Consider the following 14,255-nt stretch of genomic DNA (forward strand, 5'->3'; position numbering starts at 1 on the left):
TTGGTAAGGCTGGTCTTGGGACTTTATACATATAGTAATTATTGTGAAAAAATTTTCGTAGCCAATTATAAATCATTAAAAATGAAAATTTTTTTCACACCTAGGTTGCTTTTTTGAAAAAATATGTCATAATTTAGCATATTTTAAAAAGGAGTTTTGTGGTTATTATGAATAGAAAGATGCTAATGTTTTTTATCGTTTCGACTTATCTATTAAATGCTAAGTCAGGTTATAACAATGGTTTTTTTGATGATTTTAAAGAAACAAATCTTACTAAAGTAAAATATGATAATACATCATATCCAACAGATGGCGTAATTGGTAAACCTGGAAATGATGGTAAATGGCCAGGAATAGGTCCTAATGGGGAAAAAGAGGGAACTGCCACACTTTTATATACAAGAATACCATCTATGATAATTACTAATGATAATAAATTAATTGTAATGTATGATTTAAGATGGCAGGATCCTAAGGCTCCTAAAAATACAGCTAAAAATGAAAAAATTGGTGCAGATCATGGTAGAATAGATCAAGGAATTTCAATCTCAGAAGATGGTGGGAAAACTTGGAAAACTAAAACTGGAATAAGTTTTAATGATGTTTGGAAATACGGTAATAAAACACAACCTCAAAAGTGGAGAAGAAGATTAATGGATCCCACTTTATTATACAATCATTTAACAGATGAAATACTTTCATTACATGGTTCTTGGAATGAGTTTGCCAATAGTGGTCAAGGAGGTAATTGGTTTCAAAATAGAGAAGATTACTACAATAGAGAAATTTGGGCAGCTTTGATGCACAAATCAACAGATGGTGGACAAACTTGGGAAAGAACTCATAAATTTGATAAAAATAATAATGGTTTATTTAAAGAACATACTACTGATAATCCTGTAAAAGCTTTCCTTGGCGGAGTTGGAACAGGTATAGTTATGAGAGATGGAACTTTAGTAATGTCAGTTCAAACAGCACATCAATCACATAGTAATGGAAAAAATGGAAAAAAAGGTATAGGTGCAACTTTAATGTACTCACGTGATGGTGGAAAAACATGGCAAATGCCAACGATAAATAATGAGAAAATATTAATGCCTAATGGGTCATCACTTGAAAATATGTTATTTGAAATTGATGGTAAATTAGTAATTACTGGTAGAGGAACTGATAGTAGTAATACTGGTCAAGAAAAAAGTAAACATAGATGGGCATATTATACAACAGATATGGGTCAAACATGGCAAAAGTTTGAACCGTTACATACATTTCAGACTGTAACAAGTCAAGCAACACAAGGTTCTACACTTTATGTAACACTTCCTAGTGGAAAGAAAGTAATACTTGTTTCAGCTCCTGATGGAAATAATGATAGTTGGAAAAGAGGAAATCTATCACTTTATGTTTTATCAGGAAAAGATAAAAATCAAAAAAAGAAAATTGCAACTATTAAACCTGGTTCAGGAAATGCTCTAGGTGCTGGATATTCTTCACTTGCCTACAAGGGGGGGAAACTTATTTGCAGCCTATGAAGACAACGGGGATATATCTGTGAAAAATTTAACAGAGTATATTGATGAAATAGAAAAAGCTGCAACTGAATGGAATTTAGAAGATGAAAGAGCTAAGGATATAGAAACGGTTAAGAAACTTAAATCTTTAACAGAAAAACAAAAAGAGTTATTAGAACAAGCTATGATGAAAGATAATGATAGAGCATTTACTGAGGCTATGGTTTTAGATAAAGAATTAAAAGATCTTGATGAAAGTGTTAAAAAATATAGTGAAGAATTAAAAGAAAATAAGGAAGCTTTACCATCTAGTATTAGAAGATTTAATGCAGCTATAGATGAACTAAAAGGAGAAAAGAGAGATAATTTAGTAAAAGTATTAAAGGCTAGAATGATAAAGTATAATGTAGATGAAACAGGTAAGAATGTTAAAGATGTAATGAATTTTGATTTATATAAACCTATAGCTAAAAAATTTTTATATAAAAGAGTAGATATAATAGAAAATGATGATAATATATTTGCTGGTTTTGGTAGAAAAATAAGCTCAAATGATAATTATGAAAATTATTTTAAATTTGGATATAATCATGATGTGTCTAATTTAAAGCTAGGTGGATTTTTTGAAATTACTGAATCAAGAAAAAATGCAAGAAATATTTCTGTAGGGACTACTTTTAAGACAACAGTTGAGAATAAGCATACATTTAAGAATTTTCTTAGATATAGACATCAAAGTGTTTATGGTATAAAGATAAATAATAAGAATGATAGATACAATGATATTATTGTACATAATTTAGATTTTTATTCATCATATGAAACTAAATTAAATTTAAATGAAAATATAAGTATAAGTCCTAAAGCTGGAATTTTATTAACATATTCACACGATTCTTTATTAGACGAAGATGCAAGACTTGATAGAAGAATAGGTACAAGTGCAGATTTTTCAATTAAAGCAGAAGTAAGACATAAAAATATTAAGTTTAGAATTAAACCAGAGATTTTAGTAACAGATGATACACAATATATTTCTCAAAGTAACTTATCTACAAAGAGAGATAAAGCAGTTGGAGATATAATGGAATACAATATTCAATTTGGAATAAGTGCTAAAGTTAATGATGTAAATTTAGATTTTGATTTAAATGTTAATGATATTTCAAAGGATAGAAATAGAACTAATGTTAAATTAAATCTTACGGCTGGATATAACTGGTAATGACTTTAACCCTCTTTATATTAGAGGGTTTTTATTATATCCTTTTTATGATATAATTAAAAGAAAAAAGGAGTAAAAAATATGTCTACACCTTTAATGAAACAATATAATGAAATAAAAAAAGACTATATGGAATATATACTATTTTTTAGATTAGGAGATTTTTATGAGATGTTTTTTGAAGATGCAGAAATTGCTTCAAGAGTATTAGGGTTGACTCTTACATCAAGAAACAAAGAAAAAGGTATGAATATACCTCTTGCAGGTATACCTTATCATTCTTCTAAACCATATATAGCTAAACTTGTTAATGCAGGATATAAGGTGGCAATATGTGAGCAAACGGAAAATCCTAAAGATGTTAAGGGAATAGTAAAAAGAGAAGTTGTTCAAATTGTAACTTCAGGAACTATGCAAGATGTAGATTATTTAGATTCAAAATCTAATAATTATTTAGCTTGTATATATTATAGTAATCAAAATTATGCTATGTCATATTTAGATATAACTACAGGGGAATTTAAAGTATTAGAATGTGATGAAGATAATTTAATTAGTGAGATATATAAGATAGAACCAAAAGAAATATTACTTACTCAAACTTTAAAAGATAAATTTTCTAATATAATAGATAAACTTGATATAAGTATATCAATAGTTACTAAGGTAAATGATTCTGAAAAATTTTTAAAAGATTATTTTAATATAGTTTCTTTAGATAGCTACGGTATATTTGGTAAAAAAGCCATGATAGATGCTTGTGCTTGTATACTAGATTATGTTTTAGCTATGCAGTTTAATAATGAATTAACTATTAGAAAAATTGAGGTTATAAATAAATCAAAATTTGTTGAAATATCTTCATCTACATTAAGAAATTTAGAAGTTATTAAAAATCAAAGAGATAAAGCAACATATGGTTCACTTTTATGGGTGCTTGATAAATGTAAATCATCAACAGGATCAAGAAAATTAAAACAATTATTACAAAGCCCTTTACTTGATTTAGAAGAAATAAATAAAAGATATGATGATATAGAATATTTATGTAAAGAAATAATAAAAAGAGAAGAAATTAGAAATTTACTTGATAATGTATATGATATAGAAAGACTTTTAGGAAAAGTAATATTTTCAAATGAGAATGGTAAAGATATTAATGCTTTAAAGAATACAATTTATTCTAGTTTTAAGATAAAAGATTTATGGCCTGAAAAATTTGAAAATATTGACTTTAATATATTAAAAGATATATACACTAAAATAGATAGTATTTTGCTTGAAGAGGCTCCATTTTCAGTAAGAGAGGGTAACATGATTAAAAGTGGAGTTAATTCAGAATTAGATGAATTAAGAGACATTATGAATAATGGAACTAATATTTTACTTGAAATAGAAGCAAGAGAAAGAGAAAAGACAGGAATTAAAAATTTAAAAATTAAGTATAATAATATTTTTGGATATTTTATTGAAATATCTAAATCTAATTTAAATATGGTTCCTGAAACATATACTAGAAAACAAACGTTATCTAATGCAGAAAGATATATAACACAAGAAATTAAAAGTTATGAAGATAAAATAATTAATTCAAAGGCTAAGATTACTGAACTTGAATATAGTATTTTTAAAAATTTAAGTTCATATATTAAAGGTTTTAAAAACATATTTATTGAGCTTTCTAATACTTTAGCATATATAGATATATTAATTTCTTTTGCAATTACAGCACTTGAGAATAATTATACAAGACCTAACTTTAATGAGGGATATTTTGAAATTAAAAATGCAAGACATCCTGTTGTTGAAAAATTAATAGGAGATAATACTTTTATAGCTAATAATGTTTATTTTGATGATAAAGATAGATTTATTATACTTACAGGACCTAACATGTCAGGTAAATCAACTTATATGAAACAAATAGCTTTAATAAGTATCATGGCTCAAATAGGATCATTTGTACCTGCAAGTAATGCTAATTTAAATATTGTAGATAAAATTCTTACAAGAATAGGTGCAAGTGATGACATTTTATCTGGGCAATCAACATTTATGGTTGAAATGAGTGAGGTTGCAAGTATAATTAATTCAGCAACAACAAATTCCTTAATCATACTTGATGAAGTGGGTAGGGGAACATCAACTTATGATGGACTTGCTATTGCAAGTTCTATATCTAAATATATAGTTGAAAATATTAATGCAAAAGCTATATTTGCTACACATTATCATGAATTAACTGAACTTGAAAATGAATATGAAACTATTAAGAATTATAGGATAGAAGTAGAAGAAAAAAATGGTAAAGTAAACTTTTTAAGAACTATAGTTAAAGGTGGAGCAGATAGATCTTATGGTATTGAAGTTGCAAAACTTGCTGGATTACCTAAATCTATTATTAGAGAATCAACAAAATTACTTAAATCATTTGAAGTTGAAAAGAAAAATGGTCAGATATCTTTATTTGAAAATTTTGAATATGAAAATTATGATAAGATAGAAAAACTTGAAGAAACTATAGATAATTTAAATGAGAAATTAGATAAATTAAGAAATGTAGATGTTAATAATATGACACCACTTAATGCTTTAAACTTACTTATGCAGATAAAAGAAGAAATCTAATAGGAGGTTATTATGAATAGAAAAGATGATCACTTAAAATTTGCATTAGATAGTGTTAGTAATAAAAATGGTTTTGATGATTATATGTTGGAATATATATCCATTCCTTTATTTGGATTAAATGAGATAGATATTAGTACAAAAATAAGGACAGTAGAATTTGAATACCCATTTTTTATTAATGCCATTACAGGTGGAAGTGAAAAGGGGGATAAGATAAATAAGGATTTAGAATATGTATCTGAAAAAACTGGAATTTTTCTTTTTCCAGGCTCATACTCTCCTTTTTTAAATAAGGAAAAAATAGATTATCCTAAGAATAAAGGGGTAAATTTAGGTATAGATAAACCTGTTAGTTCACATTTAGAAGCAATATCTAAAACTAATGCAAAATTTTTACAAGTTCATGTAAACCTTATACAAGAAATTGTTATGCCAGAGGGGGATAGAAATTTTGAAACTTGGGAAAGTAACTTAAAAGATATACTTTCTTTGGTAAAAATACCTGTTATTTTAAAAGAAACAGGCTTTGGTATGGGTAAGGCTACCTTTATTAAAGCAAAAGAGCTAGGAGTTAAAATATTAGATATTAGTGGTAAGGGTGGAACTGATTTTTCTAAGATAGAAAATATGAGAAGATATAAAGCTAAAAGATATTATGAAGAAATAGGATATTACACTACTGAAAGCCTTGAAATAGCTAAAGAATTTAAAGATGATTTTGAAATAATTGCTAGTGGTGGAATAAGAAATCCATTAGATATTGTAAAAGCTTTATCTTTAGGAGCAAAAGCTGTAGGAATTTCAGGAGCTTTTTTAAGGATATTAGAAACTGAGGGTAAAGAAGCTTTGGTTAATACAATAAACACTTGGAAAGAAGATATTAAGAATATGATGCTTTTAACAGGTTCAAGGAATATAGAGGAATTAAGGGGTAAGATAAGAAAAAATCGTTAAAAATATGATAAGGGGGGTATTTTATTAAAAAAGAGAATCTCTATAATTTTAGAAATTCTCCATTTTTTATTTTTTAATAGATAATTTAATGTATTCTTTATTTTCTAAATAATCTTTAAGAGATTTATATTGTCTTTTTTCTTCATTTTTTTTATAAGCTATTATATATATGGGATTAGTTAATGAACCGTAAAATAGAAGTTTATCTCCTTTTTTTGCATGTTCTTTTACATTAAAAATTAGCATATGATTTTTATCATATTCTGCAATAATTCTTTCTTTTCCATTTTCTGTAATTATTAAATTACCAGTAGGTTTTTCATTAATAAAATTAGTTGTAATAAATTTTTTATCATCTATATATTGAATCATTTTGATAAGTTTTCCCTTAGAATATATTAAAGTTTCATTTTTTCTATTAATTTCTCCATCTAATATATCATTTTTATATTCTCTAGTTTCAGAAAAATTATCTGATTTGTATGTTGCTTTTCCCTCTCTTTTACCATTTTTAAATGTAATTTCTTTTGTATTATCAGGGAAAGTAAGTCTAACAGTTCCAGTTATTTCATTATTAATGTATGGATATTCTATAATTACTCCGTCAATTTCAATTTTTACATTTCCATTTTTTAAGTTATTAACTTTTTCTACTTTATTTTCTTCTAAGTAAATGTATATATTCTCTAAAAATTTTTCTTCTGATGGAGTTATATTTTTTATATCAAAAAGATATTCATAATATGATGTTTCTCCATTAGCTTTGACATATTTTATATCACCTAAAGTTATACCCTCAAATAGAGTTAAATATATCTTATCACCATTATTTTTATTAACTATAACTTGTCCAGTTACTAATTCATTTTCTTGCTTATATTCTATAATTGAATCAGGTGTTTTTAACTTAAAATACCCATTATTATTTACACCCATATATCCACTACGGATTAATTCATCTATGTGTTCAATTTGGTTACCTAAAGCCTTATTTTGAAAATATGTAATTTCTCCTATATATTTACCATTTTTATATATTTTCTCAACACCATTTAATAAACCATTTAAGTAATTACCTTTTAATAATAAGCCATTATTAGGAAGTTCAAAAGTGTATTCCCCGTTTTTTATATTATTAACATATGTACCTTTTTCTATAGAACCATCTTCTAATTTGTCTATAAATTTACCTTGTTTAAATCCATTTACAATTTTTACTTCTTCTTTTGAAAATATTAAAAATTGTAGAAATAGAATTATTACTAATATTTTTTTCATTAATTATTTTCCACCTTAACTAAAATTCCTTTTTCATTTACTCTTAATTCAGTTTCATAAGGTAAATTTAATATTTCTCTTACATTTTTATCTAAATTACATACTATACTTAATTTGTATACACCAAAATTAGAGGGGTCTTTTAAATAGTTTTCATCTTCATCTCCAGCAAAAAATCTCCAACCACTATCATTTTTTCCAAGTTTTTCTTTTTGTCTATAACAATATCCTACATTTTCACCATCAACTGTAATACGATTTGAAATTATACAACCTTGACCTGAATTAACTTTTAAATGTATAAATCCTAGGATAGCTAGTATAAGCCCTAAAATAATTAGTATATATATGAATATTTTTGGAGTGTTAAAAAATAGTAAGGCTAAAACTCCAACAAAAATAGAAATAGATCTATAAAACCATTTATTCATTTATTGCCTCCATAATATTGATAATTTATTATACCATAAAAAACATTTTTTGTTTAATATATTAAAAAGCACTTAATTTTTGAGAAAATATTTTATCCTTTTAAGTGCTTTTTATATTTAGTTATTAATTATCCAATTACCATTTTTATTATTACCAACGTTTTTTATTACTTTTTTACCTTTTAATATTTTTATATCTCTTTGTATTGTACGCATAGATACTGAAAATATTTTTGATAGTTCAAGTGTAGTAATATTTGAATTATGTTTCATTAATTCAATTATCTTATTTTGTCTGTCATTAAGATATATTATGTTCTCATTGGTGTCGTTTATATCTTCATTAGTATCATTTATACCTTTATAATTTAGATTTTTTAAAACAGAAAAGAAAGCAGTTTCCGTTGATCTAAATTCAGGTTTTAATTCTTCTCTATAATTTTCTTCAAACTCATATGATTCTATAATTTTTCTAAGTCCTGAACCACGTCTTTCCATTAAATCCATTCTTGCAAATAAATCTGCAAGAATAGGGTTTCTTCTTGTAGATGAAATATTATATGGATTTATATTTTGTATAAATGTACCATCATACATACCACCAGGAGAATAGATTTCTAATCTATCATCATAAATATCTAAATGAATTTCACTTCCTATTACAGAATAATCTCTATGAATAAGTGCATTTACTATAGCTTCTTGTACTGCTCTTTCAGGATAATCTGGATATTCTATTCTATATAAAGAACCTTTTTTCCACATTTTTTTAGAATTTCTTTTTACAAAATCCATAGATGCCTTTAAAAGATATATGATATTTCCCTCGAATTCTTTATCATCTAAAGCGTCCATTAAACCATTTGCTTTATTAAGTCCATTCCATTTTGTACAAAAAATTCTTGATTGATAAACTTGATAACCATCTGCAAAAAGACTACCAGCTATTGTAAGATTACCATTATTATCTATTAAACCAAATGAAGATAAATCTTTTTCTTCAAAATTTTTTCCTGTTTTTTCTTTATATTCAATTGCTAATTCTTTAAAAGTTACATTTTCTATTTCTTTATCTGATTTTAATGAGTCATAACTTATATGTTGCCCTTTTAAAGACATGTTAAATAAATCCATTCTTGTAGCAGGAATACTTTGATTTCCAACTCTTTTATATGCAGTTCTTGAACCTGAATCTACTACAAAATATGGTGTATTTTTACCTTTATGTACAGTTAATATTATTATTACTTTTCCATCTATATCTTCTATTTCCATGTCAAATTCTGGTATTGAATCTATTTTTGTTTTTATAATCTCACTAATATCTTCAGAATCTTTTTTATAATTTTCAAGTCCTACGATTTCATCATTTTCTTTTACTCCGAATATTAGCTTTCCACCATTACTATTTGAGAAAGCTGATACAGATTTTAACCATGATTTTGGTTTGTTAATTTCTAATTTTTCTTTTTTATCATAGAGATTAGTTTCTCCTAAATAATATTTTAAATTCAAAGTGTATCACCCTCTTTTTTTGGAGTTTATATTAATGATTACTTTAAAAGTATATCATAAATTTATGTAAATACAAATGATAACATATTTACTTTTAATGTTCATAGATTTGTAAAGAAATTCTCATAATCCTCTATTGTAATATTACTTGTTTGAAATAATTTTTTTTCCATTTTTGTTATATATTCAAAATCTAATATTTTAGTTGCTTCTTCTAAATTTATTCTGGATAGAATTTTTTTTGTATAAGGTCTTTTTGAATTTATATTAGTTATTGATAACAAAAAGTTTTTTATAATATCACTATTTAATATAATAGTCGTTATTAATGCTGTTTTCTCATCATTAAAACTTAAAAAATAGCAAGTATCATCTAGCATTATAGGTTTATCTGATTTAATCATTATAAAAATTGCTTCTTTATAAAAACCAGATATTGCTACCTTGTATTTACTAAAAGAATATTCACCTATTCCAAATATTGAAAACTTAGGATTATTTTTATATATACTACTTTTTCTTGAAGATAATTTTTTTTCATAGCTATTTAAATAATCCCATAATTTTGGACTTTCATTTTTAATATATTTTGTTTCCTCACCTATTTTAGATTGTGTTATTATTACATGTTTCCTTGTATCAGTACCATTTTTATACTTCTTTATATCGCTACTTTTTAGTAATGGATAAACCAATTTATCTTCTATATCAACGATTTGATTGAATCCATTCATATATTCTTTATTTTGATTTAATATTAACTCCATTACTTTACTTGAATCATGTTTAACTCCTTGTCTCCATTCAAATGGAGATTTTCCATCTAATTCTTTAATGTAAAAATCATAGTCTGTAACAAAATCTTCATCATTAAAACCCATTTGTGTTTCATATTTGATAACATCTTGTTTTAAAGTATATACTTTGAATTTATTAGTACTGTAATCATAATTTTTACCTTTTTCTATATATAGTAAACAAGCGTCTGTTGAAACATTAAATATCTTTTTAGCGTTGAATTTTAAAATTATACCTTGTTTTATTGAATATTTTTCTTTTTTTAATTCTTTAATAATATTTATAGCAACATTTGTTTTACATAACATTGCTAGACAAAGATTTTTAGAGTTTACTTTTTTTATAGCATCTAATATTATATACTCACAAATATCAAAATTAGATGAACCTGTTATTGCTTCAAGCCCTTTATATTTTTTGAAATTTGTCTTAATAGGTAAATTTTTAAGTTCTCCACTTGTTAGGTTAGAATTTACTGCCCATGGAGGATTTCCAATTATAAGGATATTATCGTCATTAGATATGTCATTATATTTATAATCAAATATATTACTATTAACTAATTTGTAATTTGTTTTTTTAATTTCATTTAATTTTTGTTTTGCTTCATTTAAATAGTTGTTGTTTATATCAATACCTATTATTTCTGTATTTTTAAATTTTTTGATAGAAGTTATTAAAAAATTACCAACACCACAAGTTGGCTCTATAATTTTATTAGGAGAAAATGAAATGTGTTCTTTTACAAAATTAGTTATTATTTCAGCGAAATACATAGGTGTTTGATAATCACCTAATTCTTTTTTAATCTTTCCATACATAATTAGTAATTCCTTTAATTTTATTATCTAGTTGTATTACTCTTCCGTATTGAAGTCTCCATTGCAGAGCGTTTGAAATTGTTAAATATCCTTGTTGTAAATGAGATGATAATATTTCTGTAGCTAAATCATTATATATAGTTTCATCTCCTGGAATATTTTTATCATATAAATATCCTATTATATCTTCCTTGTTTGCTCCATCTTTTTTCATTTCTATTAAACGTTTAGTTATAGTATAATCGGAAGTTTTATCTTTTTCAATAAATGAACAGAATAAAAAATTTAATTTACATGTGTTTTCAATATCAATTTTTTCATAAACAAAGATTAATAAGTTGTATCCTAATCCAAATATCTTTTGTCTTGCACTTCTGAAAGGACAAGAACTTTGAGGTTGTTTTATAGATGTTACTTTTATATCTGTATTTATATTTTCTTCTGGAAAATCAATGCCTTTTGAACTATTTCCCATTTCTAAGTTATATTTTTTATTTAATTCATCTTTAAATAAATGTTCTACATAAGTTCCTACTGCTTTTCCATCAGTAATACCTATTAATAATTTATGGTTTATTTTTGATTGTTTCTCACAAAAATTTTTAGCTTCCTCTTTTAATAATTCAATACTCAATCTATTTTTCATATTTTATCCCCCTTATTTTTTATAGTATACCATAAATAATTATAAAAGTGTAATATAAAAGAGGAGCCGATAAACTCCCCTTTATTGTGTTTAATAATGAATTTTTTCATAAACAAAAATTTATTAGTGAAAAAAGTGATATAATTATCATCTTAAATGTATTTATTATAGAAATAACTGTTGTTCTTGAATTCTCATTTTTTATTAAATTTAAATGTATATATGTATCTAACATAACCCATAATACTGAATACAGCATTATGTATATGTAAAATGTTAGAATAGAATGAAGTGATAAAACTCTAATAAGATATAGTGAGGCATATACTGATATTAAAGCAATAAAAATTACTTTAAAAGAAAATCTTTTAATATTTATGGTTGATGCTAAATAAGTACCTAATGTTCCACAAAAAAATATAATAAATTTATAAAATATTGGTGTACTAAATATGTCATCTAAAATATAGTGAATTTCTTCAGGTAACCAGAAATCAAGAAAATATAGCATACCATTTTTTAATATCTCTTGAATTTGTAAAATGAACGATTAAAAAAAATAATAAAAAGAATAACATTTCTTTTCTAAAGAATGCTTCTTTTAATTGATTTAAAATACTTATAAATCTATCTTTTATTTTTATATTATCATTATTTTCAATCTTTTCTTTTTTGAAAAATATTGTTATTAATACTGAATTTATTATAAAAATGACAGTTATAATTAATAATAATGTATTGTTATTATATTTAATAAATCCTCTATTATCAATTAAATATCCAAGGATAGCTAACAGTACTCCAATTTTAGAAAATACAACATTCACCCTTATATCTTCGCCAGACTTATTTATTTCTTTTACTATCCATGAAGTTAAATTTTCTAGTCTAATTGATTCATAAAAGCCAACTAATATTGCAGATGTTAATAAAAAGATTGTATTAGCTCCATTAAAGGCAATCATTAATACACCTATCATCATTATAATATTTAATCCAAGTAAAGTTATTTTATGTTTAAATATATCAACTATTATACCGGCAGGTATTTTAAATACAAGACTTGAAACCCAAAAAACTACTGAAAACAGTGCCAGTTGCTTATAACCAAAATCAGATTTAGTTGTAAACATAGATGACATTATTAAAAAAATGTTAAGAGAAATACTATATAAAATATTTAATATATAATAAACTCTTATTTTATGCTTAATATTAATTTTAATCACTCCTAAATTTATTTACACTATAAATATTAAATTTAACAAAATCAACGCTTAAAACTTCTATAGTATATTATTCATATATTTTGTACCTTATTTTAAACATTGTAGTTTATTTTAATATAATTTGTCAATAATTTGAATATATAAACAATTAATACATAAATATACTGCATATATTATTTAAAAAATGTAAATAAAAAGACATAAACCTAAGTTTATGTCTAATATTTTTTTGTTTAATAATATTAACGTTTTGAGAATTGAGGGCTTCTTCTTGCTTTCTTCTTCCCGTATTTCTTTCTTTCAACCATACGTGAATCTCTTGTTAAGAATCCAGCTTCTCTTAATCCGGCTTTTAATTCAGCATTATTTTCTACTAATGCTCTTGAAATACCTAATCTTATAGCTCCTGCTTGACCAGTATTTCCTCCACCGTGAACTGTAACATTTACACCAAATTTATTTAATGTATTTGTTAATTCTAATGGTTGTTCAACTATTTTTGCTAAGATTTCTCTTCCTGCAAAAAATTCTCTCATGTCTTTACCATTTATTACTACACCTGTTTGCCCAGGAATTAATCTTACTCTTGCTACTGAAGTTTTTCTTCTACCTGTACCTAAAAATTGTTTACTCACCTAAATACCTCCCTATAATTCCATTTTTGTAGGTTTTTGAGCTTCATTTGAATGAGTTGGTCCTACATTTAATTTTAGTCTGTTAATCATTTGACTACCTAATTTGTTTTTAGGTAACATTCTTTCAACAGCTTTTCTTAATACTTCAGTTGGTTTTTTAGCAAGCATTTCTTCTAAACTTCTAGTTTTTAATCCTCCAGGGAATCCACTGTGTCTGTAGTATTTTTTATCAGTTAATTTTTTACCTGTAACAGCAATTTTTTCTGCATTAATAACTACTACATAATCTCCACCATCTACATATGGTGTGTAACTTACTTTATCTTTTCCAATTAATTTTTTAGCAATTTCTACTGCTAATTTTCCAAGTACTAATCCCTCAGCATCAACTAAGTGCCAATTTCTTACTACTTCTTCTTTTTTTTGCATTTTTGTATCTTTATTCACTTCTAGCCTCCTATATTTTTGTGAATAACGGTTCCTTTGTGGGAAAGGAAATTTTACTATACTAGTATATACTAAAAATGTTGAGTTTGTCAAGCCATTTTTCTTTACTAAAATTTATATCCTAAATTCCAAAA

12 protein-coding genes are annotated in these 14,255 nt (G+C 24.9%); 4 read left to right on the forward strand and 8 right to left on the reverse strand.

Features of this window, described 5'->3' with window-relative positions; translation table 11 throughout:
* Nucleotides 1-167: 167 nt before the first annotated feature.
* From BT993_RS07535 to fni, 4 genes are all read left to right on the forward strand, one after another.
* A complete protein-coding gene (locus BT993_RS07535) occupies nt 168-1,532 on the forward strand; it encodes a sialidase family protein (protein WP_072593646.1) in 1,365 nt (454 codons plus the stop codon).
* A 19-nt stretch (nt 1,533-1,551) separates the two neighbouring features.
* Nucleotides 1,552-2,736: a hypothetical protein gene (locus BT993_RS07540; protein WP_072593647.1), complete on the forward strand. Its 1,185-nt coding sequence runs from the start codon at nt 1,552-1,554 to the stop codon at nt 2,734-2,736.
* 81 nt (nt 2,737-2,817) lie between these two features.
* Nucleotides 2,818-5,364: a DNA mismatch repair protein MutS gene (gene mutS / locus BT993_RS05865; RefSeq protein ID WP_072593648.1), complete on the forward strand. Its 2,547-nt coding sequence runs from the start codon at nt 2,818-2,820 to the stop codon at nt 5,362-5,364.
* Nucleotides 5,365-5,376: 12 nt separating this feature from the next.
* Entirely contained in the window at nt 5,377-6,321 is a 945-nt protein-coding gene (gene fni, locus BT993_RS05870) for a type 2 isopentenyl-diphosphate Delta-isomerase (protein ID WP_083557410.1), read from the forward strand.
* Nucleotides 6,322-6,387: 66 nt separating this feature from the next.
* On the opposite strand, the gene BT993_RS05875 is transcribed toward fni, so the two are convergent.
* The 8 genes from BT993_RS05875 to rplM form a co-directional block, all read right to left on the reverse strand.
* Nucleotides 6,388-7,599, reverse strand: a complete 1,212-nt coding sequence (locus tag BT993_RS05875; RefSeq protein WP_072593650.1) for a toxin-antitoxin system YwqK family antitoxin — start codon at nt 7,597-7,599, stop codon at nt 6,388-6,390.
* Entirely contained in the window at nt 7,599-8,030 is a 432-nt protein-coding gene (locus BT993_RS05880; protein ID WP_072593651.1) for a DUF2185 domain-containing protein, read from the reverse strand. The genes BT993_RS05875 and BT993_RS05880 overlap by 1 nt, the downstream gene beginning before the upstream one ends.
* A 117-nt stretch (nt 8,031-8,147) precedes the next feature.
* Nucleotides 8,148-9,545, reverse strand: a complete 1,398-nt coding sequence (locus tag BT993_RS05885) for an AlbA family DNA-binding domain-containing protein (protein ID WP_072593652.1) — start codon at nt 9,543-9,545, stop codon at nt 8,148-8,150.
* A 101-nt stretch (nt 9,546-9,646) separates the two neighbouring features.
* Nucleotides 9,647-11,164: a class I SAM-dependent methyltransferase gene (locus tag BT993_RS05890; protein WP_072593653.1), complete on the reverse strand. Its 1,518-nt coding sequence runs from the start codon at nt 11,162-11,164 to the stop codon at nt 9,647-9,649.
* On the reverse strand, nt 11,148-11,810 hold the full coding sequence (locus BT993_RS05895; RefSeq protein ID WP_072593654.1) for a type II restriction-modification system restriction endonuclease: 663 nt from the start codon (nt 11,808-11,810) through the stop codon (nt 11,148-11,150). Before BT993_RS05895 ends, BT993_RS05890 begins: the two co-directional genes overlap by 17 nt.
* Before the next feature lie 494 nt (nt 11,811-12,304).
* Nucleotides 12,305-13,039 carry an MFS transporter gene (locus BT993_RS05905; protein WP_072593656.1) on the reverse strand — a complete coding sequence of 245 codons (735 nt, stop codon included), beginning with the start codon at nt 13,037-13,039 and terminating at the stop codon, nt 12,305-12,307.
* A 242-nt stretch (nt 13,040-13,281) separates the two neighbouring features.
* On the reverse strand, nt 13,282-13,674 hold the full coding sequence (gene rpsI / locus BT993_RS05910; protein WP_072593657.1) for a 30S ribosomal protein S9: 393 nt from the start codon (nt 13,672-13,674) through the stop codon (nt 13,282-13,284).
* Between the two features lie 12 nt (nt 13,675-13,686).
* Nucleotides 13,687-14,121 (reverse strand): 50S ribosomal protein L13, encoded by a 435-nt coding sequence (gene rplM / locus BT993_RS05915; protein WP_072593658.1) that lies wholly within the window; start codon nt 14,119-14,121, stop codon nt 13,687-13,689.
* Nucleotides 14,122-14,255: the final 134 nt, after the last annotated feature.

Source organism: Streptobacillus ratti, assembly GCF_001891165.1.
Lineage (GTDB): Bacteria > Fusobacteriota > Fusobacteriia > Fusobacteriales > Leptotrichiaceae > Streptobacillus > Streptobacillus ratti.